This window comes from Halopseudomonas sp. MFKK-1, assembly GCF_027474385.1.
GTDB lineage: Bacteria > Pseudomonadota > Gammaproteobacteria > Pseudomonadales > Pseudomonadaceae > Halopseudomonas > Halopseudomonas aestusnigri.
Map to the genome: position 1 here is coordinate 3,742,513 of NZ_CP114836.1, position 25,462 is coordinate 3,767,974.

23 protein-coding genes and 4 tRNA genes are annotated in these 25,462 nt (G+C 60.6%); 5 read left to right on the top strand and 22 right to left on the bottom strand.

Features of this window, described 5'->3' with window-relative positions:
• Positions 1-3: 3 nt before the first annotated feature.
• The 20 genes from oadA to O5O48_RS17355 form a co-directional block, all read right to left on the bottom strand.
• Positions 4-1,785: a sodium-extruding oxaloacetate decarboxylase subunit alpha gene (gene oadA / locus O5O48_RS17265; RefSeq protein ID WP_228247282.1), complete on the bottom strand. Its 1,782-nt coding sequence runs from the start codon at positions 1,783-1,785 to the stop codon at positions 4-6.
• Positions 1,786-1,838: 53 nt separating this feature from the next.
• Positions 1,839-2,096: an OadG family protein gene (locus O5O48_RS17270; RefSeq protein WP_088276722.1), complete on the bottom strand. Its 258-nt coding sequence runs from the start codon at positions 2,094-2,096 to the stop codon at positions 1,839-1,841.
• 186 nt (positions 2,097-2,282) lie between these two features.
• Positions 2,283-3,722, bottom strand: a complete 1,440-nt coding sequence (gene mgtE / locus O5O48_RS17275; RefSeq protein ID WP_269687712.1) for a magnesium transporter — start codon at positions 3,720-3,722, stop codon at positions 2,283-2,285.
• 166 nt (positions 3,723-3,888) lie between these two features.
• A tRNA-Arg gene (locus O5O48_RS17280) sits at positions 3,889-3,965 on the bottom strand.
• 98 nt (positions 3,966-4,063) lie between these two features.
• Positions 4,064-4,140: transfer RNA gene (locus O5O48_RS17285), tRNA-Arg, on the bottom strand.
• 98 nt (positions 4,141-4,238) lie between these two features.
• Positions 4,239-4,315, bottom strand: a tRNA-Arg gene (locus O5O48_RS17290).
• A gap of 95 nt (positions 4,316-4,410) precedes the next feature.
• Positions 4,411-4,501: transfer RNA gene (locus O5O48_RS17295), tRNA-Ser, on the bottom strand.
• A gap of 59 nt (positions 4,502-4,560) precedes the next feature.
• Positions 4,561-4,746 carry a carbon storage regulator CsrA gene (gene csrA / locus O5O48_RS17300; RefSeq protein WP_083724804.1) on the bottom strand — a complete coding sequence of 62 codons (186 nt, stop codon included), beginning with the start codon at positions 4,744-4,746 and terminating at the stop codon, positions 4,561-4,563.
• 161 nt (positions 4,747-4,907) lie between these two features.
• Positions 4,908-6,143, bottom strand: a complete 1,236-nt coding sequence (locus O5O48_RS17305) for an aspartate kinase (protein ID WP_088276726.1) — start codon at positions 6,141-6,143, stop codon at positions 4,908-4,910.
• A 71-nt stretch (positions 6,144-6,214) separates the two neighbouring features.
• Entirely contained in the window at positions 6,215-8,836 is a 2,622-nt protein-coding gene (alaS, locus tag O5O48_RS17310; protein ID WP_269687713.1) for an alanine--tRNA ligase, read from the bottom strand.
• 240 nt (positions 8,837-9,076) lie between these two features.
• Positions 9,077-10,087 (bottom strand): arginine N-succinyltransferase, encoded by a 1,011-nt coding sequence (astA, locus tag O5O48_RS17315; RefSeq protein WP_088276731.1) that lies wholly within the window; start codon positions 10,085-10,087, stop codon positions 9,077-9,079.
• A 1-nt stretch (position 10,088) separates the two neighbouring features.
• Positions 10,089-11,108, bottom strand: a complete 1,020-nt coding sequence (locus O5O48_RS17320; RefSeq protein ID WP_269687714.1) for an arginine N-succinyltransferase — start codon at positions 11,106-11,108, stop codon at positions 10,089-10,091.
• An 18-nt stretch (positions 11,109-11,126) separates the two neighbouring features.
• Positions 11,127-12,296 (bottom strand): aspartate aminotransferase family protein, encoded by a 1,170-nt coding sequence (locus tag O5O48_RS17325; protein ID WP_434006967.1) that lies wholly within the window; start codon positions 12,294-12,296, stop codon positions 11,127-11,129.
• A gap of 108 nt (positions 12,297-12,404) precedes the next feature.
• A complete protein-coding gene (locus tag O5O48_RS17330) occupies positions 12,405-13,397 on the bottom strand; it encodes a GlxA family transcriptional regulator (protein WP_269687715.1) in 993 nt (330 codons plus the stop codon).
• A gap of 193 nt (positions 13,398-13,590) precedes the next feature.
• Positions 13,591-14,778 (bottom strand): thiolase family protein, encoded by a 1,188-nt coding sequence (locus tag O5O48_RS17335; RefSeq protein ID WP_228247593.1) that lies wholly within the window; start codon positions 14,776-14,778, stop codon positions 13,591-13,593.
• Between the two features lie 192 nt (positions 14,779-14,970).
• The gene (locus O5O48_RS17340; protein ID WP_269687716.1) at positions 14,971-15,783 is read right to left on the bottom strand and encodes an SDR family oxidoreductase; all 813 of its coding nucleotides are present in this window, start codon (positions 15,781-15,783) and stop codon (positions 14,971-14,973) included.
• Positions 15,784-15,961: 178 nt separating this feature from the next.
• Complete coding sequence (locus tag O5O48_RS17345; RefSeq protein ID WP_269687717.1) at positions 15,962-16,576, bottom strand: tRNA-uridine aminocarboxypropyltransferase; 615 nt, start codon at positions 16,574-16,576, stop codon at positions 15,962-15,964.
• A 59-nt stretch (positions 16,577-16,635) separates the two neighbouring features.
• Complete coding sequence (gene ccoM, locus O5O48_RS17730) at positions 16,636-16,752, bottom strand: cytochrome c oxidase subunit CcoM (RefSeq protein WP_276530406.1); 117 nt, start codon at positions 16,750-16,752, stop codon at positions 16,636-16,638.
• An 88-nt stretch (positions 16,753-16,840) separates the two neighbouring features.
• Positions 16,841-17,020: a hypothetical protein gene (locus O5O48_RS17350; protein ID WP_088276834.1), complete on the bottom strand. Its 180-nt coding sequence runs from the start codon at positions 17,018-17,020 to the stop codon at positions 16,841-16,843.
• A gap of 48 nt (positions 17,021-17,068) precedes the next feature.
• Positions 17,069-17,326, bottom strand: a complete 258-nt coding sequence (locus O5O48_RS17355) for a hypothetical protein (RefSeq protein ID WP_088276745.1) — start codon at positions 17,324-17,326, stop codon at positions 17,069-17,071.
• 242 nt (positions 17,327-17,568) lie between these two features.
• Here O5O48_RS17355 and rapA point away from each other — a divergent pair, with 242 nt between their 5' ends.
• The gene (rapA, locus tag O5O48_RS17360; protein WP_269687718.1) at positions 17,569-20,406 is read left to right on the top strand and encodes an RNA polymerase-associated protein RapA; all 2,838 of its coding nucleotides are present in this window, start codon (positions 17,569-17,571) and stop codon (positions 20,404-20,406) included.
• A 28-nt stretch (positions 20,407-20,434) separates the two neighbouring features.
• Here the strand turns inward: rapA and O5O48_RS17365 are convergent, their stop codons facing one another.
• Together O5O48_RS17365 and O5O48_RS17370 are read right to left on the bottom strand one after the other, a co-directional pair.
• Positions 20,435-21,616 carry a patatin-like phospholipase family protein gene (locus tag O5O48_RS17365; RefSeq protein WP_269687719.1) on the bottom strand — a complete coding sequence of 394 codons (1,182 nt, stop codon included), beginning with the start codon at positions 21,614-21,616 and terminating at the stop codon, positions 20,435-20,437.
• On the bottom strand, positions 21,616-22,575 hold the full coding sequence (locus O5O48_RS17370) for a lipid A biosynthesis lauroyl acyltransferase (RefSeq protein WP_269687720.1): 960 nt from the start codon (positions 22,573-22,575) through the stop codon (positions 21,616-21,618). The genes O5O48_RS17365 and O5O48_RS17370 overlap by 1 nt, the downstream gene beginning before the upstream one ends.
• Before the next feature lie 213 nt (positions 22,576-22,788).
• Here O5O48_RS17370 and minC point away from each other — a divergent pair, with 213 nt between their 5' ends.
• The 4 genes from minC (at position 22,789) to O5O48_RS17390 (ending at position 25,429) form a co-directional block, all read left to right on the top strand.
• On the top strand, positions 22,789-23,541 hold the full coding sequence (gene minC / locus O5O48_RS17375) for a septum site-determining protein MinC (RefSeq protein ID WP_269687721.1): 753 nt from the start codon (positions 22,789-22,791) through the stop codon (positions 23,539-23,541).
• Positions 23,542-23,684: 143 nt separating this feature from the next.
• Entirely contained in the window at positions 23,685-24,494 is an 810-nt protein-coding gene (minD, locus tag O5O48_RS17380) for a septum site-determining protein MinD (RefSeq protein ID WP_088276755.1), read from the top strand.
• Positions 24,494-24,751 (top strand): cell division topological specificity factor MinE, encoded by a 258-nt coding sequence (minE, locus tag O5O48_RS17385; protein WP_088276757.1) that lies wholly within the window; start codon positions 24,494-24,496, stop codon positions 24,749-24,751. The genes minD and minE overlap by 1 nt, the downstream gene beginning before the upstream one ends.
• A gap of 42 nt (positions 24,752-24,793) precedes the next feature.
• Positions 24,794-25,429 carry an RluA family pseudouridine synthase gene (locus tag O5O48_RS17390; RefSeq protein ID WP_233049294.1) on the top strand — a complete coding sequence of 212 codons (636 nt, stop codon included), beginning with the start codon at positions 24,794-24,796 and terminating at the stop codon, positions 25,427-25,429.
• Positions 25,430-25,462 lie beyond the last annotated feature (33 nt).

Here is a 25,462-nt window from a genome sequence, read left to right on the forward strand (position 1 = left end):
CCCTTAACCGATGGTCAGCAGCGTGTCGCCGACGGCTACTGCGTCGCCAACCTTGACGTTAACGGAGACCACACTGCCGCCGCGAACGGCGCGCACTTCGGTTTCCATCTTCATCGCTTCCAGGATCATCACAACGTCACCCTCTTCGATCTGATCGCCCGGAGCAACCAGCACCTTGAAGATGTTTCCGGACAGCGGCGCACCCTGCGGCTCGCCGTCGCCGGCGGGTGCAGCAGCAGTAGCAGCGGCAGGAGCAGCTGCATCGCCCAGCGGCTTGATACCGGAAATATCGCCACCCTCGGTGACCTGGACAACATATTCCTTGCCATTGACGCTAACGGTGTAGGCCTCAGGACCCGCCGACTTGGCGCCTGCCGGCAGCTCGTTACCGGTCGGTACCGGCTCGAATGCATCCGGGTTACCGCGGTTTTCCAGGAACTTGAGACCAATCTGCGGGAACAGGGCGTAGGTCAGAACGTCGTCGATTTCATTTTCGGCAAGCTTGATCCCCTTCTCGCTGGCCAGGCCCTTGAGCTCGGCAGTCAGCTTGTCCATTTCCGCTTCCAGCAGGTCTGCCGGACGGCAGGTGATGGCTTCGGCACCATCAAGAACGCGAGCCTGCAGCTCGGCATTGAACGGCGCCGGCGCTGCACCGTACTCGCCCTTGAGCACGCCTGCGGTTTCCTTGGTGATGGACTTGTAACGCTCGCCGGTCAGAACGTTGATGACCGCCTGAGTGCCAACAATCTGTGAGGTCGGTGTTACCAGCGGGATGAAGCCCAGGTCTTCGCGCACGCGCGGAATCTCGGCCAGAACAGCGTCAAACTTGTCGCTGGCGCCCTGTTCCTTCAGCTGGTTTTCCATGTTGGTCAGCATGCCGCCCGGCACCTGAGCAACCAGAATGCGGGAGTCTACGCCCTTCAGGTTGCCTTCAAACTTGGCGTACTTCTTCCGCACTTCACGGAAATAGGCGGCCACTTCTTCCAGCAGCTCCAGGTTCAGACCGGTATCACGCTCGGTATTCTGGAAAATTGCGACCACAGACTCGGTCGGCGAATGACCGTAGGTCATGGACATCGAGGAGATAGCAGAGTCGACGTTATCAATACCCGCCTCGGCTGCTTTCATGATCGCTGCAGTCGACAGACCGGCAGTGGCGTGGCACTGCATATGCACCGGGATACTCAGGGTCGACTTGAGCTGGCTGACCAGGTCAAAGGCAACATAAGGGTTCAGAATGCCGGCCATATCCTTGATGGCAATGGAGTCGGCGCCCATATCTTCGATCTGCTTGGCCAGGTCCACCCACATCTGCAGGGTATGCACCGGGCTGGTGGTGTAGGAGATGGTACCTTGCGCGTGCTTGCCCTGCTTCTTGACGGCCTTGAGCGCCGTCTCCAGGTTACGCGGATCGTTCATCGCGTCGAATACACGGAACACGTCGACGCCGTTGACGGCCGCGCGCTCAACAAACTTCTCGACTACGTCGTCAGCGTAATGGCGGTAGCCCAGCAGGTTCTGACCGCGCAGCAGCATTTGCTGACGGGTATTGGGCATGGCCTTTTTCAGGGCGCGAATACGCTCCCACGGATCTTCGCCCAGATAACGGATACAGGCATCGAAGGTCGCGCCGCCCCAGGATTCAACGGACCAGAAGCCTACCTGGTCGAGCTTGCCAGCGATGGGCAGCATGTCATCAAGGCGCATGCGGGTCGCCAGGATGGATTGGTGTGCATCACGCAGGATGACATCAGTAATGCCCAAAGGCTTTTTGGTATCGGTCATAGTGTCATGGCCTTTATTTGATTTTTAATGGTGAAAACCGCGAAACGGATGAATCAGGAGCGTTGACGCGCACGGTGCTGCTTGATGGCAGCGCCAATGGCGGCAACCACATCGGGGTCTACACTGGCTGGAGCAGCGCTCGCCTTCTTGCGTACCGGCTTCGGCGCGGGCAAGGCTTCAGGGAAATAACGCGACAGAATGACCGACATGATGCTGGTACAGGCAACCAGCAGAATAAGGAAACTGAAGACGGCCCCCATCCCGAGGAGCATCAGCTCAACGCCTTCAAGAACCAGGTTATTAGAATCCATTTTCTCTCCCGCAACTCTGGGCATGGTTAATCCATGCTGCTTATATAGCTGGCATAACGTCAGTGGGTGCTTGGCAGATCAGGCTGTCTCACGACAGTCCTCCCACACGAAAAAACGGCCTAATGTATCCTGATGTGACATTTTAGGCAATCAAAGCGACACACCCTGGAGAGAAAGACAATTGCACTAAAGCAGAAAGACCGTGGCAAGGCCGAGGAAGATAAAGAAGCCGCCGCTGTCTGTAATTGCGGTAATCAGTACGCTGGAGCCCAGCGCGGGATCTCCGTCCAGGCGCAGCCTTATAAGGGGAATGAATACCCCCATACAAGCCGCCAGCAGCATGTTCAGCGTCATCGCAGCCATCAGCACAACCGCCAGCGGCACGCTGCCGTAAAGCAGCAGAGCTATGGCAGCCAGCACCACACCCCAGAACAGGCCATTGATCAGGGCAACGCCTGCCTCCTTGCGCAGAAGACGACGCCCATGCGCAACCTGCACCTGGCCGGTGGCGATCCCGCGCACAATCATGGTGATGGTCTGATTGCCCGAGTTGCCGCCAATGCCCGCCACAATAGGCATCAGCGCCGCGAGGGCAACCAATTGTTCAATGGCGTTTTCGAACAGACCAATGACACGCGAGGCAATCAGCGCAGTACAGAGGTTTACCGCCAGCCAGGCCCAACGGTTACGGACCGACTTCCAGACCGATGCAAAGATATCTTCTTCTTCGCGCAGACCGGCAGCATTGAGCACCTCCGCTTCGCTCTCTTCCCGGATATAGTCGACCATCTCGTCGATGGTCAAACGCCCACAAAGCCGACCGAGATTGTCGACCACCGGCGCCGAGACCAAATCATAGCGCTCGAACGCCTGCGCCGCATCACCGGCGTCATCGGCCGGATCAAAGATCACCGGATCATCAGACATGACGTCGACAACCAGCGCATCCGGAGAACTGACCAGCAGCTTCTTGATCGGCAGCACGCCCTTGAGCAGACCTTCGGTATCGACTACGAACAACTTGTCGGTATGGTCTGGCAGCGCATCAAACCGACGCAGGTAGCGGCTGACCACCTCCAGGCTGACATCATCACGGATGGTGATCATATCGAAGTCCATTAGCGCGCCGACCTGATCCTCATCATAGGACAGCGCCGACTTCAGGCGATCGCGCTGCTGCGCATCCAGACTGTCCATCAGCTCACGGACAACGTCGCGCGGAAGGTCAGGCGCCAGATCCGCCAATTCGTCCGCATCAAGGGTGTTGGCAGCCGCGATGATCTCGTGGCTATCCATGTCGGCGATCAGGGTTTCACGAACCGCGTCGGACACCTCGAGCAGAATGTCCCCATCGCGCTCGGCCTTGACCAGTTGCCAGACGGCCAGACGCTCATCCAGCGGCAAGGACTCAAGAATATAGGCAACGTCTGCCGGGTGCAGCTCATCAAGCTTGCGCTGCAGCTCGACCAGGTTCTGCTGGTGAACCAGATGCTCAACCAGCTCCTGATGCTGCCCCTCCTGCTTGTGCACCAGATCCTCGACCAGACGATGACGACTCAACAGCTCCTGCACCTGCTCGAGGCGATCCTGCAGGCTTTCCGGCGACTTTCTGTTGATATCCGACATGGCAAGGCTTCCTGACCCGCCCGCAGCGGGCGTTTACCAATCGACGCCTCCCAGCAGCAGGAGGCCACAGCGATATGAAAACAAAGCCTATCAGGCTTTGTCCCCGAGCTCAGCTCTACTTTCGTGACGGCAAAAAAAACCCACTGAAATCAGTGGGTTTTCTATATGGCGCACTCGGGAGGATTCGAACCTCCGACCGCTCGGTTCGTAGCCGAGTACTCTATCCAGCTGAGCTACGAGTGCGTTGTGGGGGGCGCATTATAAGCGCTTTTTCTAGCATGTCATCCGCCATGTTGGCGGCTAACATAAAAAAACCTGCTGAAAGCAGCAGGTCTTCTATATGGCGCACTCGGGAGGATTCGAACCTCCGACCGCTCGGTTCGTAGCCGAGTACTCTATCCAGCTGAGCTACGAGTGCGTTGTGGGGGCGAATTATACGCATTTTTTCCGCCTTGTCACCTCTAACATCGATGTACAGACGAAAAAAAACCCACTGAAATCAGTGGGTTCTTTATATGGCGCACTCGGGAGGATTCGAACCTCCGACCGCTCGGTTCGTAGCCGAGTACTCTATCCAGCTGAGCTACGAGTGCGTGTGGGGGCGAATTATAGGCTCTTTTCCTACATCGTCAAATATTTTCTTTTGAATTCAAAAGCTAACGTCTGACAAAGCCTGCAATTCATAAAATGGCGGAGAGGGCGGGATTCGAACCCGCGATACCCTTTTGAGGTATACTCCCTTAGCAGGGGAGCGCCTTCGGCCTCTCGGCCACCTCTCCGAACACGCGGGGAATATTACCCGCGCGATTTTATTATTGCAACGAAAAACTCAATAAAATTAGTTATTTGGTTCTTCGTCCTTTTCTTTCTGGATGCGCTGGTAAATTTCCTCGCGGTGAACCGCGACTTCTTTAGGCGCATTGACGCCGATACGTACCTGGTTGCCTTTGACACCCAGAACAGTCACGGTCACTTCATCCCCTACCATCAGGGTCTCACCGACCCGTCGAGTCAGAATCAGCATTCCATTTCTCCTTGCTAATGATCAGGACACAGCTCTGCAAAAAACCGGCTAAAAGCCTGACGCAACCCGGACAGCAGGCAACGCAGGCGGACACGGCAGCCAGAGACCGTGCCCTTGCAGCGGGCCGTATCAGGCAGCCCGCCTATCCTCGGCAATACCTGTCAGGCATCACTGGAGGCAGGAGCATCCAGCCCGAACGCGGTATGCAGCGAACGAACTGCCAGCTCAAGATACTTCTCATCAATAACGACCGAGACCTTGATCTCGGAGGTCGAAATCATCTGGATGTTGATTCCTTCCTTGGCCAGCGCCTCAAACATGCTGCTGGCGACACCTGCGTGCGAGCGCATGCCGACACCCACGATGGAAACCTTGGCGATCTTGTCATCCGCCGCCACTTCGCGTGCGCCGATCTCAGCCGCCACCTGCTTAAGGATAGCTTCTGCCTTACGGAACTCATTGCGATGTACGGTAAAAGTAAAGTCCGTGGTGTTATCCATCGACACGTTCTGCACGATCATGTCGACTTCGATATTAGCTGCGCTAACCGGACCGAGGATCTTGAAGGCGACGCCGGGGGTGTCCGGCACGCCGCGAATGGTCAGCTTGGCTTCGTCACGATTGAACGCAATACCGGAGATGACGGGTTGTTCCATTGATACGTTGTCCTCAAGGGTAATAAGGGTGCCAGGGCCTTCTTTAAAACTGTGCAGCACTCGAAGCGGCACTGCGTACTTGCCGGCGAACTCGACCGAACGAATCTGCAAAACCTTCGATCCGAGGCTGGCCATTTCCAGCATCTCTTCAAAGGTAATGCGATCCAGACGCCGGGCGCACTCTACGACCCGCGGATCGGTCGTGTAGACACCGTCTACATCAGTATAGATCTGACACTCATCGGCCTTGAGCGCAGCCGCCAGGGCAACCCCGGTCGTATCGGACCCGCCACGCCCCAATGTAGTAATCGCACCGGTCTCATCTGCACCCTGGAAACCGGCAACGATGACAACACGACCTGCAGCCAACTCGGCACGCATGCGTGCATCATCAATCTGCTGGATACGCGCCTTGCCGTGTGCACTGTCTGTCAGGATACGCACCTGCGGACCAGTCATTGAGACCGCTTCCACACCGATCGCCTTCAGCGCCATGGCCAACAGACCAATGGTGACCTGCTCACCGGTGGAAACGATCACGTCCATCTCGCGCGGATCCGGATCAGCCTGAATCTGTTTGGCCAGATCGATCAAACGATTGGTTTCACCACTCATGGCGGACACCACCACAACCAGATCGTCGCCACGCTCCTTGAAGCCCTTGATTTTCTCGGCGACCTGCTGGATTCGCTCCACGCTGCCGACCGAGGTACCACCAAACTTCTGGACAATAAGCGCCATTTTGCTACGTCTATCCTCACCCAGAGGCCGGTTCCCCGACCATTGCACCAGCGCTCAGCCGAGCGCTGCCCTTATTGCTGCCCGACCCAGCTGACGGCGTCGACGAGGGCCTGATCCAGCGCCGCGACATCAGTGCCACCGCCCTGCGCCATGTCCGGGCGCCCACCGCCCTTGCCGCCGACTGCCTGCGCCGTGGTACGAATCCAGTCACCCGCCTTGAGCTGGCTGGCCAGATCCTTGGTTACACCGGCGACCAGTACGACCTTGCCGTCGCTCTCGCCGCCCAGCAGGATCGCCGCCGAACCGAGCTTGTTCTTCAGCTGGTCCACCAGCGCCATCAGACCCTTACCGTCCTGACCGTCAACCCGCTGAACCAGCACCGTGCGACCGCCAATCTGTTGGGCTGCTGCTGCCAGATCCGAGCCCGCTGCGCTGGCAGCCTTGGCCTTGAGCTGATCAACTTCCTTTTCCAACTGGCGACTGCGCTCTACCAGCGCCGCCAGCTTATCGAGCATATTGTCGCGACTACCCTTCACGGTAGCAGCTGCTTCGCGCAACCGCTCCTCGGTATCGGCAATCCAGGCCAGCGCACCGGCGCCAGTCACCGCCTCGATGCGGCGCACGCCAGAGGCAATACCGCTTTCTGCGGTGATCTTGAACAGACCGATATCACCCGTGCGCGATACGTGGGTGCCACCACACAGCTCGACGGAGAAGCCGTTGCCCATGGTCAGTACGCGCACCTGGTCACCATACTTCTCGCCGAACAGCGCCATCGCGCCCTTGTTTTTGGCCGACTCAATATCAGTGACTTCCACACCAACGACGGAGTTCAGGCGAATCTGCTCGTTGACCCGGTCTTCCAGAGCGCGCAGCTGCTCGGGCTTGATCGCTTCATAGTGACTGAAGTCGAAGCGCAGGCGCTGACTGTCGACCAGCGACCCTTTCTGCTGAACGTGATCACCCAGCACCTCGCGCAGCGCAGCATGCAGCAGGTGAGTTGCCGAGTGATTCAGTGCGGTGGCCTGGCGTACGCCGGCGTCGACCGTGGCTTGCACCTCTTCGCCGACACGCAGAGTGCCTTGCTGAATGATGACATGGTGCAGATGGGCATTACCCGCCTTGGTGGTATCCGACACCTCGGCGCGCAGGCCGGAGGCCGACAGATAACCGGTGTCACCAACCTGGCCACCGGATTCGGCGTAGAACGGGGTCTGATTCAGCACGACCACACCCTTGTCGCCTTCGTTCAGCACCTCGACCGGCTCGCCGTCGCGGAACAGCGCCACAACAGTGCCCTGCCCTTCGGTACCTTCGTAGCCCTGGAAACGGGTTTCGATATCCACCTTGACCAGGGCGTTGTAATCCAGCCCGAACTGACTGGCGGAACGCGCGCGCTCGCGCTGCGCTTCCATCGCTGCCTCAAAGCCGGCCTCATCGATGGTCAGATCGCGCTCACGGGCGATATCACCGGTCAGGTCAACCGGAAAGCCGTAGGTATCGTACAGCTTGAACACAACATCGCCGGGGATCTCGCTGCCTTTCAGCTCGGCCAGATCCTGCTCGAGGATGCGCAGGCCCTGATCCAGAGTCTTGGCGAACTGTTCCTCCTCGGTCTTGAGCACCCGTTCGATATGCGCCTGCTGGGTCTTGAGTTCAGGGAACGCCTCACCCATCTCGGCAACCAGCGCCGCAACGATCTTGTGGAAGAACACGCCCTTGGCGCCCAGCTTGTTGCCGTGACGGCAGGCGCGACGGATGATGCGGCGCAGCACATAGCCACGACCTTCGTTGGACGGCAGTACGCCGTCGGCAATCAAAAAGCTGCAGGAACGAATATGGTCTGCCACTACTTTCAGTGACGCGGCATTATCCTGCGGGCAGCCGATAGCTTCGGCCGCAGCAGCCAGCAGGTTCTGGAACAGATCAATCTCGTAGTTGGCATGCACGTGCTGCATGACCGCGCTGATGCGCTCCAGCCCCATGCCGGTGTCAACGCTCGGCGCCGGTAGCGGGTGCAACTCACCGTCGGCGGTGCGATTGAACTGCATGAAGACGTTGTTCCATATTTCGATATAACGATCACCGTCCTCTTCCGGCGAGCCCGGCGGGCCACCCCAGATATCGGCGCCATGGTCGTAGAAAATCTCGGTGCAGGGACCGCAGGGTCCGGTATCCCCCATCGCCCAGAAGTTGTCGGACGCGTAGGGCGCGCCCTTGTTGTCGCCAATACGCACCATGCGCTCGGCCGGCACGCCAACTTCCTTTGTCCAGATATCGTAGGCTTCGTCATCGCTGGCGTAGACCGTGACCCAGAGCTTTTCCTGCGGCAGGTTCAGCCACTTGTCCGAGGTCAGAAACTCCCAGGCGTAATGAATGGCGTCACGCTTGAAGTAATCGCCAAAGCTGAAGTTACCGAGCATCTCAAAGAACGTGTGGTGACGCGCGGTATAGCCGACGTTCTCCAGGTCGTTGTGCTTGCCACCTGCACGCACACACTTCTGGCTGCTCGTGGCCCGGGTGTAGGCGCGCTTCTCAAGCCCGAGGAAGCAGTCCTTGAACTGGTTCATGCCGGCGTTAGTGAACAGCAGCGTGGGATCGTTTGCCGGGATCAGCGAGCTGGAGGCAACGCGGGTGTGGCCCTTTTCTTCAAAGAAACGGAGGAAGGATTCACGGATGTCTGCGCTTTTCATAATTCCCTTACCAGAGACGGGTCGGCCAGCTGAACGTCGGGAGCATGTCGCGATCTGCGCCGCGTGGAGAGGTTGCCCCGAAAAGAGCGCGCAATCTGGCAAAGAGCCGCATTATATAGGCATCAGAGCGCACTATGCATTAACTGCTCCGTTGATATTCACTATGGCAACCATAGATTTCGACCCGCCGCAGGGCCAGCCAGTTCAACAACGGAGCGCGACGGGCAAGCCGGCGCCAGCTCAGCCTGTCAGCGAAACCGCTCTGACCAGCGTGCCTGCACGCAGTTTGAGTCGCTCGGCGGACTCGGCAGCAACCACCAGCGTTCCGGCTGCCACCCTGGCTGGCGCGGAAATCATGCGGCAGTTTTCCCGCCCCCGATTGGAAACAAGATAGGGTTGCGCCTCATCTCCCGGCGTACCGATCGCCAACAGCAGAGTGCGGCTGTCGCGTATCGCACGAATCTGGCCGCGCTGCGCTTCCAGCGTAGCGCCACCGTCAAAAATGTCGATGTAGCCCTGATAGCGCATGCCCTCTTCTTCCAGCACCAGCCGACCAGCCTCCGAATCAGGATGCACCTGGCCAATCGCATCACGGGCAGCCTGACTGAGAAAGCAGGCGTAGAGCGGAAATTTGGGCATCATTTCGGCAATAAAGGCCTTGTTGCCGATACCGGTCAGGTAGTCGGCACGGGCAAAATCCATCCGGAAGAAGTGCTGCCCCAGACTGTCCCAGAAGGGTGAACGCTCATCGGCGTCGGAAACGCCGCGCATCTCGACTACCACGCGCTCGGAGAACTCCTGTGGCGCATCTGCCATAAACATGAAGCGCGCCTTGGACAGCAGCCGCGGGAAGTCACCGCAGCGAAATTCCGGCACCAGAAAGTAGGAGCACAGCGCCGTCGCGCCGGTCAGGTCATTGACCAGGAACAGCGTCGGATGCTGCCGATACACGCCCAACTCGCTACTGGCTGCGACAGTCAGCCCCATCCGGTAGCTGTACCAGGGCTCGCGCAGACCGGCCGCACCCAGCATGCCACTGGACCCGACAATACGGCCGTCCGGGCCTTCCATGACCAGCAGATAATCGGCATCGGCCTGCATCGCGGCACCGGCGAAACTGCGCTCGATCTGAAGCAGCCGCTCATGCAGCTTTTCTTCGCTGGCAGGCAGAGAGGTCAGGCCGCCTCCGGCACTGGTTGCCAGCGCCACAAGCCCTTCAAGATCCTGCTGACAGGCTGCTCTTACCAGCATTTCAACCTCCCCTGACCAGGCGCAGCTGATCGCCAGTGGTCACCTTGAGTGCCTGCGCCGTCAATGCAGACAGAACAACCGGCGCGCCCGGCTGCCAATCCATATGCAGGGCACAGGCACGAAAATCGCCTACCCTGGTATTGGCAACCAGCCACAAGGTGTCGCCCTCTTGCGGCTCACCAAGCTCAACGACCGCCAGCTCGCTGTGACGCACGGTCTTGAGCAACGCCGTCTTTGCATGCACGACCGGGCCGCCATCGAAGATGTCAACGTAGTTGTCGGTCTCGAAACCTTCGTCCATGAGGATGTCAAACACATCCTGAACGGATGGATTCACCTGCCCTATCACTTCCTGCGCCTCGTCCGACAGCATGGGCACATAGATCGGATAGCCCGGCATCAGCTCCGCCAGATAGCCCCGCCCGCGCTCGCTGCCGATGCGCTCGGCCTCGGCATAGCTGACAGCAAAGAAGTGGCGGCCGACAGCATCCCAGAACGGCGCGTGACCTTGCTCATCACTGATGCCAACCACCTCTACCGAGGTCGACTCGGCAAACCGCTGCGGATGACTGGCCATGAACAGCAGGCGCCCGCGCGCATTGAGTTCCATTACGTCGGGCTGATGGTATTCGTCAGACAGGTGATACCCCACCAGCAGACTGTGCCCGGTCAGGTCATGGCAGAGCGACAAAACATGGATGCGGTTGTGCAGCCCCAGCTCGCGCGAGGCATGCACAAACATTTCGTTGCGGAACGTGTAGAACGGCGAGCGGAAGCCGGACGCAGCGATAATGCCGCTGCACCCGGCCAGCACACCGGTTTCGGTGTCTTCAAGCACGAAGAAGTAGCGCTCCTCGCCGCTGAAAACAACGCCCTCGGCCATGGATGCTTCGGATGCGCCAAGGATTTCAGCCAGACGCTCGCGACTGGCGGGCAACGCACTCACCCCAACCGGGCTGGCCGCCGCCAGGCGTTCAATCTGAGGCAGGTCCGCAGCCCTGCCCAAGCGCAGCATCAGCATCCACTTACCTCCCGAGGTCTAGCCGACCATCCGCCGCAGAGCAGCACGCAAGCGTGCCATGCCTTCGGCCATATCCGCTTCGTCGATAATCAGGCTCGGCGCCAGACGCACTACATCCGGACCAGCCTGTAGCACCAGTACACCCTCTTCCTGCGCCAGCGCCTGAACATCCTTGGCCCTGCCCTTGAAGCCGTCGCTCATCACCGCGCCCAGCAGCAGACCGCTGCCGCGCACCGACGAAAACACGCCAAATTCACGCCCCATTGCCTCAAGCTCGCCACGCAGGCGCTCATGACGCTGCTCGACACCACCGAGCACCTCAGGGGTATTGACGATATCGAGCACCCGCTCAGCAACCGCGCAGGCCAGCGGGTTACCGCCGTAGGTGCTGCCATGGGTACCGACCGCAAAATGCTCGGCGATGGCCGAGGTAGTCAGCATCGCCGAAATCGGGAAGCCGCCGCCGAGACTCTTGGCGCTGGTCAGAATGTCGGGCACCACGCCGCTGTGCATGTAGGCAAACAGCTTGCCGGTGCGCCCCATGCCGCTCTGCACCTCGTCAAACACCAGCAGCGCGTTGTGCTTGTCACACAGCGCGCGCACGGCCTGCAGATACTCGGCACTGGCCGGAATCACACCACCCTCGCCCTGCACCGGCTCAAGCACCACGGCGCAGGTCGCATCAGACATGGCGGCTTCCAGCGCCGCAATGTCCTGGTACGGCACATGGCTGATACCACCCATCGCCGGACCGAAACCTTCGGAGTACTTGGGCTGGCCACCGACGCTGACGGTAAACAGCGAGCGCCCGTGGAAGCTGTTGGTACAGGCGATAATCTGATGCTTCTGCGCCCCGCCGGTATTGTGCCCCCAGCGACGCGCCAGCTTGAACGCGGCCTCGTTGGCCTCGGCACCGGAGTTGGCGAAGAACACCCGCTCGGCAAACGTCGCCTGCACCAGCTTGTCAGCCAGGCGCAGCGCCGGCTCATTGGTCATGATATTGGAGACGTGCCACAGCTTGTGCGCCTGCTCGGTCAGAGCCTCGATCATCGCCGGATGCGCATGCCCCAGCGCGTTGACCGCGATGCCACCGGCCAGGTCGACGTATTCTCGGTCCTGCTGATCCCAAAGGCGCGAGCCCGCGCCGCGAACCGGAACCATATTCACCGGTGCGTAATTGGGAACCATCACCCGATCAAAATCGGACCGACCGACCGTTGCTGACACTGTCATCTCCTTTCTCTTCAATGGCGCCCCAACCGGGTGCGCATAAATATGAATCCGCCGGCGGCGAACTCAGTTGTCTTTGGCTGACCCCTCGGCAGCCTGCTGCGCGCGCCGCTGGTTACGATCTTCCCGCGGTGTGACGCCGAAACAATTACGATAGGCACTGGAAAAATGCGGCCCGGACGAAAAGCCGCAGGACAACCCTATCTGAATGATGGATTTGCTGGTCTGCAGCAACATCTGGCGCGCCCGGTTCAGGCGCAGCTCAAGGTAATACTGCGACGGTACGCTATTAAGATACTGCTTGAAAATCCGCTCCAGCTGGCGCCGTGATACGCAGACGTGACGCGCAATTTCGTCAGTCGTCAGCGGCTCTTCAATATTCGACTCCATGAGGATCACGGCTTGCGTCAGCTTCGGATGACTGCTGCCCAGCCGATTGCGCAACGGCATGCGCTGACGCTCGCTGCCATCGCGCGTCCGCTCGATTACCAGGTCCTCCGCAACCAGCGCTGCCAGATCCTGCCCCTGCTCCTGCGCGACAATGGCCAACAGAAGATCGGTGCCGGCCTGCCCGCCGCTGCTGGAGCACACCTGAGCTTCACGCGTAAACAACTGGGTGACTGCCTCAACCGCGGGGAAACGCTCACGAAACTCGTCAACCATTCGCCAATGAACCGCGCATTGCCCACCGTCAAGCAATCCAGAGGCGGCCAGCGCCGCAACACCGCCCTCCAGACCGCCGATCAGCACACCCTCGGACTGCCATTGCTGCAGCCGTGGCGCCAGCCAGTCGGGCAACTGATCGGACGCCGACAGATGTTCAGCCACCAGCCATAGCTGGGCGAAGCCGGGTGCACACTGCTCGAGGGGAGAGGGCTGGAGCAGCAGACCATCTGCAGCGCGCATTGACTGCTCATCCAGGGTGCAGCATTCAATCTGGTAGCACAGTTCCTCAGCCATACGATTGGCCGACAGCAGGACCGACAGTGCCGGCATCAGGCAGCCGGGGTGGGTGCCGGGCAGGAGCACGAAGACAACCCGGCGCAGCTCAGTGGCCATGATTACCCATCTCGTGCAGCAGCTCGCTCAGAAGCGTCACCGGACGTATTCCGTCTCAACATTAAAACCCGCATTGTGCCACAAGGGTTTGTACCGCACACCGTAACAGTAGCGTTAAATCTGCAACAAAAAAGGCGCCTGTCCCAAAGGGCAGGCGCCTTTCCCCGCAGGGCCGCTTGCGCGGCCACGCAGATCAGCCGCGATAGGCTTCGAACAGGCCGGTTGCACCCATGCCACCGCCAACACACATGGTGACGATGCCATAGCGCTTGCCGCGACGCTGCAGTTCGCGGACCAGATGGCCGACCTGACGGGAGCCGGTCATGCCGAACGGGTGACCAATGGAGATGGAACCGCCGTTGACGTTGTACTTCTCGTTATCGATCTTCAGGAAGTCACGGGCGTACAGGCACTGGGAAGCAAAGGCTTCGTTCAGCTCCCACAGATCGATATCGTCAACAGTCAGGCCACGGGCTTTCAGCAGCTTCGGCACCGAGTAGACCGGGCCGATGCCCATTTCGTCAGGCTGGCAGCCGGCAACGGTGAAGCCACGGAAGTAAGCCAGCGGCTTCAGACCCAGTTCCAGCGCCTTGTCCAGACTCATGACCAGCGTCATGGAAGCACCGTCGGACAGCTGCGAAGCGTTACCGGCAGTCACGGAACCGTCTTCGGCGAAGACCGGCTTCAGGCTGTTCAGGCCTTCGATGGTCGTGTCCGGGCGATTGCAGTCGTCGGCATCAACAACGCCATCAACGATACTGATTTCACCGGTGGCCTTGTCCTGAACCTGATATTTGACCGCCATAGGTACGATTTCGTCATCGAACAGACCTTCAGCCTGGGCACGGGCAGTACGCTGCTGGCTCTGCAGCGCGTAGGCGTCCTGCTGCTCGCGGGTCACGTTGTAGCGGCGCGCAACGATTTCGGCGGTCTGACCCATCGGGTAGTAAATGCCCGGGAAGTCTTTTTCCAGAATCGGATTCACAAAGTGATCGGTATTGCGGCTCTTGGCGGTCAGAGTGATGGACTCAACACCACCGGCAACGATGGCATCGGAACAACCGGATGCAACCTGGTTAGCCGCGATGGCGATAGCCTGCAGGCCGGAGGAGCAATAGCGGTTCAGGGTCATACCGGCAACGTCGATACCCATTTTGGACAGAACAGCAACGTTACGACCGATGTTGTGGCCCTGAGCACCTTCGTTGGAACCTGCACCAACAATGCAGTCGTCGATCATCTTCGGATCAACACCAGTGCGCTCCAACAGGGCATTGACGCAGTGGGCAGCCATGTCATCCGGGCGGGTCATGTTGAATTTGCCACGGAAGGACTTGGCCAGGCCAGTTCGTACACTGTCGACGATTACGACTTCACGCATTGCGATACCCTCATTTCTTGCCGATGGATTGGGACGACCCAGCCGTCCGGAGGCCGACAAGAATAAAGGCGTCACAACGCAGGGTAAACACAATAGGCAGGCGTGATAAAACGCTATTTGGCAGCGAACACCCGTCAGCAGCTGGCGATCAGGCGCCATACTGCTGACAGATGCCGCATTGCAGGGTGCGAATCAGCCGGCTTGCAGGCGCTTGGCAGCGAGGCGGAACATCTCGTCGTAGATCACCTGCGGATTGGCGCGTTTCTGCTCCAGCGCCAGACGACCACGCTCATGCGGCAGAATCATGAACTGATCAGCCTCACTTTCACGGTAGGTAATGTCAGCCACCTCGGCCGCGCTGATCGGCGAGCTCTGCAGCAGCTTGGCCATATCGTCGCGCGCTTTACTGTCAGGCCCATGATAGGACTCCAGCAGATTGGTCTGAAAGAAAGACGGACACACTACGCTGACCTTGATACCCAGCGGGTGCAACTCGGCCAGCAGGCTCTCCGACAGCGCCACAACGCCGGCCTTGGCGACGTTGTAATTACTCATACCCGGGGTCTGAATGTGCGCTGCCATGGAGGCGATATTGATGATCCGACCGTGACCCTGCTTCATGAAAACCGGCATGAATGCCTTGCAGCCCTTGACCACGCCCATCAGATTGATGCAGATCTGCGAATCCCAGTCCTCCAGCGACAGGTCCCAGAACATGCCGCCGGACGCAATGCCGGCGTTGTTGATCAGGACATCAACCCCCTGCATGCGCTCTTCGCAGCTTTGCTCCAGCGCAGCAAGCTGACTGAAATCACGCACATCGCAGCGCTGGGTGAACGCCCAGCCGCCGGCAGCCGTTGCCATTCGCCGCGTTTCTTCCAGCCCGGCGTCATTGATATCGGCGAGGGCCAGACGAGCCCCCTCACGCGCGTAGCGCAGCGCCAGTTCGCGACCCAGGCCACTGCCCGCACCGGTAATCACGACCCGCTGTCCTGTTGTTTGCATGTGTTCCCCTTATCTGTCACCAGACGGTGCTGATACGACTGTTCTTGTTGTTTTGTTACGGACTGTAAGTCTGTAGTTCGCAGTCTAGCGAGCGCACGGGGCTAGCGCGGCAAATAACACGGATAATAAAAGTCGTGAATGGACAGCCCTAGGGAAGCATTGATCCGCCGCGCCGGCTTTACTGGCGATCGCGGTAATTGCGCTGGTAGCGTTGTTCGCCCATTGCGCTGATCTGACCGTCGATCAGCGCCTCGAACGGAGCGAGCAGCCGATCGCGTTCAAATCCGGGGTGCAACAGCAACAACGCCTCGGCGCCGGCCTCGATGGTGGACAGCGCATCGGCACGGGGTGCCTTGCGCAGGCGATATCGGCTGCTCAGACCTGAAGCAAGCCGGACCTGCGGCAGCGATTGCAGAATCGGATTGAGATACAGCAACTTGCGCGCCTTGCGCCAGGTGCCGTCGAGCAGGATCAGGCGCCGCGGGCGCGTGTCGCGAGCAACACTCAGTTCACGGGCATCCGGACCGGGAAACAGCAGCTCATTGCGCCAGCCGGAATCACTCAGACGCCTGACCCAATCGGGATGATCCGCCAGTGACTCGGTGACCAGCAAGTGCGCATTAACCAGACCTGCAACCAGCAGGCGGGCGGTATTGAGGGCGTGGGAGGCTTCATCCGGATGCTGAATCACCAGCACCTGGGTATCGGGCCACAGCCTGGGAATCAGGTGACACAGACAGTGGCTGAGCGGACGCGCACAGGTCTTACAGCGCGGACGAGAACCTTGGGGCATCACGGGCTACCAGCATTACACGGCAGGCCATTATGCCCCAGTCAGCAACACCAGGCAGATCACTGGTTTTTCTTTTTGTGCGCATCGCGCCAGATGAACAGACCAACACCGCCCAGAAAAGCAACCATCAGACCGACAGTAATCACACCAGCAATGACCGCTTCATCAACGTACATAAGGCACCTCCTGCGTTTTCAATGACTGCAGGTTAAGCCTTACGACATGCGGGGTTATTGACACGGATCAATGGCAGGTGTTGCCACACTAACGCGACTTCTTTCCTTTCTTGCGCTTCTTGCCACCGGCCTTGCCAGACGGCAACGGCAGCGCCCGGGAGAACGCATCACGCATAGCCTCCAGGCGAGCATCGTGGATATCGTGAATGCGTTGACGACGCGCCTCGGCAAAGTCGATTACAGCAGGGGTGTCATGTTTATCTGTCATCGCTTGACCTTCACGGACGATGTTGAGAGCCATCAGACTAGCATCGCCTCAGACTTCGATGTCAACCAGCAACCCCTTCTTTGGCAGGTCCAGCTCGCGTTCCTCCGGCGGCTGCTCCTGCAGGGTATGCACGCGACGGCGACGACGGCGGCGGTCCGGCCAGCGCCCCTTGTCCTGACGGCGACGCTCAACCTGCTCAGTTGTGGCGTCGTGCACGGGCTCGGTGGCCGCGGACGGCTTGACCTCTGTTTTGGCCCTGAACGCATCATTTTGCGCTCCTGCAGGCGGCAAACCCGGAATCAGCATGATTGTTGAACCTCATCGCCCGGACGCCGGATTTCCAGCGTCAACACACACCACGTCTACAATGGTTATCGACTGTCAGACCAATAGGTTTACCCCTGTACTGTGTCATTGCGCACAAAACTGAGCAATTTTTAATCAATGCAAGATATTCAGACCGACCGGATCGGCGCAACACCGCGGTTTCGGGTACCCGGGCGATCGGGTAAGATATGCGCCCTTTTTTGCACCACCAGGAGAGCGGCATGACAGGTTTTACCCCCGGACAACGCTGGGTCAGCGACAGCGAATCGGAACTGGGTCTCGGTACGGTACTGTCGCAGGACGCGCGCCTGGTAGTCATGCTCTTCCCCGCCAGCGGCGAAACCCGCCACTACGCGCTGCGCAACGCGCCGCTTACCCGCGTGCGTTTCAGTCCGGGCGACAGCATTACCCACCACGAAGGCTGGAGCATGATCGTCAGCGACGTGGTCGAAGAGGATGGTCTGCTGGCCTACGCCGGCCTGCGGGACGACGGCACCCCGGCCGCCTTTGCCGAAACCATGCTGGACAATTTCATTCAGTTCCGGCTGGCCAGCGATCGTCTGTTCGCCAGCCAGATCGACCCCCTGCCCTGGTTCAGCCTGCGCTTTGAAAGCCTGCGCCATTTCTGCCGCATCCAGCGCTCACCGCTGCTTGGCCTGGCCGGAGTACGCACCCAACCGATCGGCCATCAGCTGCATATCGCCCGCGACGTTGCCGACCGCATGGCGCCACGCGTGCTGCTGGCTGACGAAGTGGGTCTGGGCAAAACCATCGAAGCCGGCCTGATCCTGCATCGCCAGCTGCAGACCGGCCGCATCCGTCGCGTGCTGATCGTCGTACCGGAGAACCTGCAGCATCAATGGCTGGTCGAGATGCGCCGTCGCTTCAATCTGGAGTTCGCACTGTTCAATGCCGACCGCTGCAACGGTGCCGAAAACAACCCCTTCGAGGAGGCCCAGCTGGCATTGGTCGCGCTGGAGTTCCTGCTGGAAAACGACAAGGCACGGGACTACCTGGACCAGTCCGATTGGGATATGCTCATTGTCGATGAAGCACATCACCTGGTCTGGCACGAAGAGCAGCCAAGCGAAGAGTACACACTGATTGAAGGCCTTGCCCGGCGCACACCGGCGGTACTGTTGCTGACAGCGACCCCGGAACAACTGGGCCAGGCCAGTCACTTTGCCCGTCTGCGTCTGCTTGACCCGGACCGCTTCCACAGCATGGAAGAGTTCATCAGGGAAACCGAGCGGTACCAGCCGGTCGCCGAAGCAGTACAGCACCTGCTCGAGCAGGACAGCATCAGCGCAGAGGACAGTGCTGCCATCACCGGCTGGCTGGGTGATAGCGCCACCAGCCTGCTGGATAGCGTGAACAGCGATAGCGCTGACGCCGCGGCTGCTCGCGAGAGCCTGATCCGCCAGCTGCTGGACCGCCACGGCACCGGCCGCGTTCTCTATCGCAATACCCGCGCCGCAATCGCCGGCTTTCCGGAGCGCGAGCTGCACGCCTACCCGCTGCCCTGCCCCGAGCAATATCAGGATCTAGAAGGCCAGGCTGCCCTGTATCCGGAACAGACGATGCAGGCAGATCGGGACGCCGACGCCCCCTGGTGGCAGGCCGACCCGCGGGTCGAATGGCTGATCGACACCCTCAAGCTGCTCAAGCGCACCAAGATTCTGGTCATCTGTGCCCACGCTGAAACAGCACTCGATCTGGAGGACGCCCTGCGTGTGCGCAGCGGGATTCCGGCGTCCGTTTTCCATGAAGGCATGAGCATCATCGAGCGCGATCGTGCGGCGGCGTTCTTCGCCGACGAGGAGTTCGGTGCCCAGGTACTGATCTGCTCGGAAATCGGCAGCGAGGGCCGCAACTTCCAGTTTGCCCACCATCTGGTCATGTTTGATCTGCCAAGCCATCCGGACCTGCTCGAGCAGCGCATCGGCCGTCTCGACCGTATCGGCCAGCAGCACACCATCCAGCTGCATGTGCCCTATCTTGAAGGGACCGCCCAGGCTCATCTGGTCGAGTGGTACGACAGCGCGCTGAACGCCTTCCGCGCCACCTGCCCGACCGGCAATGCCCTGCAGCACCAGTTTGGCAGCGAGCTGCTGCAGCACCTGGACCATCCGCACCAGGACGGCTGGGAAAGCCTGATCGAACGTGCCCGCACGCAGCGTCTGGCGCTGGAAGAGGAGATGCACAACGGCCGTGACCGGCTGCTGGAACTGCATTCGCGCGGCCACAAGGACTCCGAACAGATGCTGGAGACCATCGCCCGTCAGGACAGTGACTTCCAGCTGCCTATTTATATGGAACGCCTGTTCGATGTATTCGGCGTCGACAGCGAGGATCATTCCGACAACGCACTGATCCTGCGCCCGGGCGAACGCATGCTCGATGCCGGCTTCCCGCTGGGTAACGACGAAGGCGTGACCATCACCTATGATCGCGACACGGCCCTGTCACGCGAAGACATGCAGTTCCTCACCTGGGAACACCCGATGCTGCAGGGCGGTATGGACCTGGTGCTGTCCGGCAGCATGGGCAACAGTGCCGTCGGCCTGCTGAAGAACAAGGCCCTCAAGCCCGGCACCATGCTGCTGGAATGCATCTACGTGTGCGAGGCGGTCGCCCCGCGCGCACTGCAACTGCAACGCGTGTTGCCACCCACGCCGATCCGCTGCCTGCTGGATATCAACGGTAACAACCTGGCAGCCAAGGTCAGCTTTGACACGCTGGATTCGCAGGTCGAATCGGTGCCGCGGCAGCTGGCTGTGAAGATCGCCAAAACCCAGCGTGAGCCTATCGAGAAGCTGCTGGGCCAAGGGGAGCAGGCAGCGGCCGCGCAGCACCAGCAGCTGGTTGAAGCCGCACGACAGCAGCTGGGCAACGAGCTGCGCGAAGAGATTGAGCGCCTGAAGGCCCTGCAACAGGTCAACCCGCTGGTCCGCGATGAAGAAATCGAGGCGCTGGAGCAACGCCTGCGTGAGGGTGACCACCTGCTGCAACAGGCCAAACTGCGGCTCGATGCGATTCGCGTTCTGGTGGCTGGCTAAGGGCGGACCCGGCTGGCGCCGAAGCCGCTCAGGAGGCGTTCGGCACCAGACAGAGCAGCCCCAAAAAGCGCTGCAGGGCATCGCGCTGGGCCATCGCATCACGCCGGCCCAGCTCTATCAGCTCGCGGGTGTAATCCGCTTCAAACAGCAGATAACTGACCACGCTGCCGCCTGATGCCCGGGTTGCACCGCTGCCGCGCAGGAAGGCCCGCAGGGAGCGAGGCAGCAGCTTGCGATGCCTGGCCGCGATCACATCCAGCGGTTCGCTCGGCGAAATGATCTGTACCTCAACCTGACGTACCCCCCTGCCCGACTGCCGTGCAGCGCTTGGCAGGTAACCGGCAAGCCGATTCATCCGGTCCAGCAGCTCGACATCCGCTTCAAGATTATCGACAAAGGTACTGTTCAGCAGATGCCCGCCGATCTGCGCCAGCGTTGGCGGCGCAGCAGCCCGCAGGCGCGGCCCGCGTCGCCCGCCTGGAGGATCGGCCAGATTGTCCGACACACCGATCACCAAAACCTTGTTGGCACCCAGATGCAGCGCCGGGCTGATGGGCGCCTGCTGGCGCACAGCCCCATCGCCGAACCACTCGCGGTTGAGCAGAACCGGGGGAAATACCAGCGGAATGGCCGACGACGCCATCAGGTGCTCCAGCCCCAGCCGCGTCTGCACACCTACCCGCCGGTGCCGCGACCAGGGCGCGATCCGCTCGCGGCCCTGATAGAAATTGACCGACTCGGCCGACTGATAGCCAAATGCACTGACCGATACCGCCTGCAGCAGGCCGGCCTGCAGCGCCTCATCAATCCGGCCAAAGTGCAGGGTGCGCTGCAGCAGAGCGCGCAACGGCGTGTTATCCAGCAGGGCCGTCGGCTGCCTGCCTGGAAACCCCAGCAGGTTGGCCTTGAGCCAGCGCCAGGCCTGAGCAGTAACGCCCGGCCAGTCTGTCCGGTACACCTGGTCACAGTGAAAACCGGACCAGACCGCATCCAGACGATTCACCCCTTCGGCAAAGTGCTGCGCATGGGTCGCCAGCGCCAGCGCATTGATTGCGCCCGCAGACGTGCCGCAGATGACCGGAAAGGGGTTCGCCGCGCCCTCCGGCAACAGCTCGGCGATGACCGACAGTACGCCGACCTGATACGCCGCACGGGCACCGCCTCCAGACAGGATCAGCCCGGCGCAATCACTGCCGATGCGCGGATTCATCAGCTGCGCCGTGCCCGGCGCTTGCGCCGACGCCGCTTGGCATACGGCCGGCTTTGCCCTTCAGGCCGCGTCTTGAAGCGGCGATGCACCCACATGTATTGCTCAGGCTGCTCACGCACAGCCTGCTCAACCCACTGATTGATGCGCAGTGCGTCCGCGGTCTCGCTTTCGCCGGGAAAGTCAGTCAGCGGCGGATGCACGCTCAGCCGGTAGCCCTGTCCGTTTGGCAGCCGGGTCTGGGTAAAGGGCACCACCAGTGCCTTGCCCAAGCGGGCAAAGGTACTGGTCGCGGTAACGGTCGCCGCTTCAACCCCGAATAACGGCACAAAGACACTGGCCTTACGGCCGTAGTCCTGGTCCGGCGCATACCAGATTGCCCGGCCGGTGCGCAGCGAACGCATCATGCTGCGCACGTCCTCGCGCTCCACCGCCTTGGCATCAAGATTGTGCCGCTCGCGGCCCCGGCGCTGCACAAAATCAAAGGCCGCGTTGCGATGCTCACGGTACATGCCATCGATGGTTACCGCCTGCCCCAGCAGGGCAGCACCGATCTCCAGAGTGGTGAAGTGCAGCGACATCAGGACCACACCCTTGCCCTGGGCTGCAGCATTGGTCAAATGCTCAAGACCCTCGATATGCGCCAGGCCAGCCAGCCGCTTGCGCGGCCACCACCAGGCCATGGCCATTTCAAACAGGGCGATGCCGTTGGAGGCAAAGTTCTCGCGCAACAGGCGCTCACGCGCAATCTCCGACATCTCGGGAAAGCACAGCGCCAGGTTGGTGCGGGCGACCTCACGACGCTCGCCCATGAGATGGAACATGCCCCACCCTACAACCCGCCCCAGAGCCAGGAGCCAGCGGTACGGCAACTGGATCACCAGCCACAGCAGTCCCAGCCCAAGCCAGAGTAACCAGTAACGCGGATGCAGCAATGCTGCAGAAAAGCCCGGCCTTTCCATCAACGGATCCATTCAACGAAAACCCACATTCTATGACCTGAAGCCGCCTGATCGCCAGCCGCGATACCCGAACGACGCCAAAGCCCCGCCAGTCAGACCGAAGCCGGCTTGCGATCAACCGGCTGTATCTATATAAGGAAGCGCAGAACAGCGGGTACGCCCGCGGCCGCTCCGAGCGCCGGGGCGCGCCCCAATTTGCAAACTGGATTGATCATGACTGCTGATACTACCCTCGACCTGCTCGACAACGACCCGGTATTCCACCTCAAGGGCGGCATGCTGACGATGACGCTGGTCGAGCTGATTCGCCTGGCACCGGACCAGTTCGCCCGGCAGCTGGCTGAAAAGGTCGAGCAGGCGCCCAATTTCTTCGTCGACACCCCGGTGGTGATTGCCCTCGACAAACTGAACGAGCCGCTGACCGACCTTACCTTGCGCCACCTGTTGAACCTCTGCCGTGACCACGGCCTGCAGCCGGTTGCCCTGCGCGGCGGCGAGGCGTTCCGCGAGCTGGCTCAGGGCGCCAATATGGTGCTGCTGCCCCCCGGCCGTCAGCGCGAGCGCAGCCTGGATCTGCCTGAACCGCCCCCCAAACCGGCACCGGCACCGGCCGTCGAAATCCCGCCGCCACCGGCCGCCATCGCAGGCAAAATCATCACCGAGCCGGTCCGCAGCGGCCAGCAGGTGTATGCCCGCGGCGGCGACCTGATCGTCATGGCCCCGGTCAGCGCCGGTGCCGAGCTGCTCGCCGACGGCCATATCCACGTCTACGGGCCGCTACGCGGGCGCGCCCTTGCCGGTGTACAGGGCAACCAGGAGGCGCGTATCTTCTGTCAGAGCCTGGAAGCCGAGCTGGTTTCCATTGCCGGGCAGTACAAGGTGGCCGAAGATCTGCGCAAGCAACAATGGAAGCAGGCCGTGCAGATCAGCCTGGCGGGTGACAGCTTGAAGATCAGCGGGCTTTAACCGATACTGTCGAGCCATTCGGGGGCCCTCTTTCTCTGGTCTGTGACCGAGTTCCGCCGTAGCCATATTCCTTATCACCGCACCGGGAACCAATTGAGTCCGGTGCGCTCCACTATCCAGACAATTTCGACAGGAAGGTCATTTTGGCAAAAGTCATCGTTGTCACATCAGGCAAAGGCGGGGTGGGCAAAACGACCACCAGTGCCGCCATCGGTACCGGACTGGCACTGCGCGGTTTCAAGACCGTCATCGTCGACTTCGACGTGGGCCTGCGTAATCTGGATCTGATCATGGGCTGCGAACGCCGCGTGGTCTACGACTTCGTCAACCTGATCAATGGCGATTCCAATCTGAATCAGACCCTGATCAAGGACAAGCGCTCCGACAACCTGTTCATCCTGCCGGCGTCCCAGACCCGCGACAAGGACGCCCTGACCGTCGAAGGCGTGGAGCGTGTTCTGAACGAGCTGAAGGAAACCTTCGACTACATCGTCTGCGACTCCCCGGCCGGCATCGAGAAAGGTGCTCACCTGGCCATGTATTTCGCCGACGAGGCCGTTGTGGTCACCAACCCGGAAGTCTCCTCCGTGCGCGACTCCGACCGCATGCTGGGTCTGCTCTCGAGCAAATCCCGCCGCGCCGAAAACGGCGAGAAGATCAAGGAAAACCTGCTGCTGACCCGCTACAACCCCGAGCGTGTTGAAAACGGCGAAATGCTGTCAGTGTCAGACGTGGAAGACATTCTCTCCATCCCGCTGCTGGGCGTTATCCCCGAGTCACAGGCCGTTCTCAAGGCCTCGAACCAGGGTATTCCGGTGATCATGGACGAGAAAAGCGATGCCGGTCAGGCCTACAGTGACGCCGTCGAGCGCCTGCTGGGCAAGGATATTCCGCACCGGTTCCTGGAAGCACAGAAGAAGGGCCTGCTGCAGCGCCTGTTCGGAGGGCGTTAATGAGCATTTTCGATTATTTCCGCGATCGCAAGAAGTCGACGCCCGCGTCGATTGCCAAGGAGCGCCTGCAGATCATCGTCGCCCACGAGCGTGGCCAGCGTAATCAGCCGGACTACCTGCCGCAGCTGCAGCAAGAAATCATCGATGTCATCAGCAAGTACGTTCCTATCGATCGCGAACAGGTACACGTCGCGCTGGACAATCAGGATGATTGCTCGATTCTTGAACTCAACATCACCCTGCCCGAACGCCCCTGAGCAAGTCGGTGCCGCCCGTCCGGGCGGCACCGCGGATTTCCCATGCCCCTGACCCATATCGGCATCATTCATCAGGATCCGACCTTCCTGATCGTCGACAAGCCGACCCTATTACTGTCTGTCCCCGGCCGCGCCGAGGACAACAAGGACTGCCTGATCACCCGCCTGCAGGAAAACGGCTACCCCGAAGCCCGCATCGTTCATCGACTGGACTGGGAAACCTCCGGCCTGCTGGTCATCGCCCGCAACCCCGACGCCCATCGCGAACTGTCTCGCCAGTTCCATGACCGCGAGACCGAGAAGGCCTATATCGCCCTGTGCTGGGGCCAGCCCGAAGGCGACGCGGGACATATCGATCTGCCGCTGCGCTATGATCCACCCAATAAACCAAGGCACATCGTTGACCACGAACTGGGCAAGCACGCACAGACGTTCTGGCGGGTGCTTGAGCGCCATCAGGACTACTGCCGGGTGGAGCTGACGCCCATTACCGGCCGCTCGCACCAGCTGCGCGTGCACATGCTGGCCATCGGGCATCCGCTATTGGGTGACCGCCTGTACGCCGAGGGAGCCGCACTCGAAGCCTGCCCGCGTCTGGCACTGCACGCCGCGAGACTGACCATCAGCCACCCGGAAACCGGCGAGCGCATGGCATTCGAGAGCCCCTGCCCGTTCTGAACACGGGCCTGAATTCAACCTTGCAGGAGACCG

Coding starts and splice junctions, on each gene's coding strand:
- rapA (WP_269687718.1), top strand. CDS start 17,569: ATGACAGGTTTTACCCCCGGACAACGCTGGGTCAGCGACAGCGAATCG.
- O5O48_RS17320 (WP_269687714.1), bottom strand. CDS start 11,108: ATGCTGATGCTGCGCTTGGGCAGGGCTGCGGACCTGCCTCAGATTGAA.
- minC (WP_269687721.1), top strand. CDS start 22,789: ATGACTGCTGATACTACCCTCGACCTGCTCGACAACGACCCGGTATTC.
- O5O48_RS17335 (WP_228247593.1), bottom strand. CDS start 14,778: ATGCGTGAAGTCGTAATCGTCGACAGTGTACGAACTGGCCTGGCCAAG.
- ccoM (WP_276530406.1), bottom strand. CDS start 16,752: ATGTACGTTGATGAAGCGGTCATTGCTGGTGTGATTACTGTCGGTCTG.
- O5O48_RS17340 (WP_269687716.1), bottom strand. CDS start 15,783: ATGCAAACAACAGGACAGCGGGTCGTGATTACCGGTGCGGGCAGTGGC.
- csrA (WP_083724804.1), bottom strand. CDS start 4,746: ATGCTGATTCTGACTCGACGGGTCGGTGAGACCCTGATGGTAGGGGAT.
- O5O48_RS17305 (WP_088276726.1), bottom strand. CDS start 6,143: ATGGCGCTTATTGTCCAGAAGTTTGGTGGTACCTCGGTCGGCAGCGTG.
- O5O48_RS17345 (WP_269687717.1), bottom strand. CDS start 16,576: ATGCCCCAAGGTTCTCGTCCGCGCTGTAAGACCTGTGCGCGTCCGCTC.
- alaS (WP_269687713.1), bottom strand. CDS start 8,836: ATGAAAAGCGCAGACATCCGTGAATCCTTCCTCCGTTTCTTTGAAGAA.
- astA (WP_088276731.1), bottom strand. CDS start 10,087: ATGCTGGTAAGAGCAGCCTGTCAGCAGGATCTTGAAGGGCTTGTGGCG.
- O5O48_RS17350 (WP_088276834.1), bottom strand. CDS start 17,020: ATGACAGATAAACATGACACCCCTGCTGTAATCGACTTTGCCGAGGCG.
- mgtE (WP_269687712.1), bottom strand. CDS start 3,722: ATGTCGGATATCAACAGAAAGTCGCCGGAAAGCCTGCAGGATCGCCTC.
- O5O48_RS17390 (WP_233049294.1), top strand. CDS start 24,794: ATGCCCCTGACCCATATCGGCATCATTCATCAGGATCCGACCTTCCTG.
- O5O48_RS17270 (WP_088276722.1), bottom strand. CDS start 2,096: ATGGATTCTAATAACCTGGTTCTTGAAGGCGTTGAGCTGATGCTCCTC.
- O5O48_RS17370 (WP_269687720.1), bottom strand. CDS start 22,575: ATGGAAAGGCCGGGCTTTTCTGCAGCATTGCTGCATCCGCGTTACTGG.
- O5O48_RS17355 (WP_088276745.1), bottom strand. CDS start 17,326: ATGCTGATTCCGGGTTTGCCGCCTGCAGGAGCGCAAAATGATGCGTTC.
- O5O48_RS17365 (WP_269687719.1), bottom strand. CDS start 21,616: ATGAATCCGCGCATCGGCAGTGATTGCGCCGGGCTGATCCTGTCTGGA.
- O5O48_RS17330 (WP_269687715.1), bottom strand. CDS start 13,397: ATGGCCACTGAGCTGCGCCGGGTTGTCTTCGTGCTCCTGCCCGGCACC.
- minE (WP_088276757.1), top strand. CDS start 24,494: ATGAGCATTTTCGATTATTTCCGCGATCGCAAGAAGTCGACGCCCGCG.
- oadA (WP_228247282.1), bottom strand. CDS start 1,785: ATGACCGATACCAAAAAGCCTTTGGGCATTACTGATGTCATCCTGCGT.
- O5O48_RS17325 (WP_434006967.1), bottom strand. CDS start 12,296: ATGGTTCCCAATTACGCACCGGTGAATATGGTTCCGGTTCGCGGCGCG.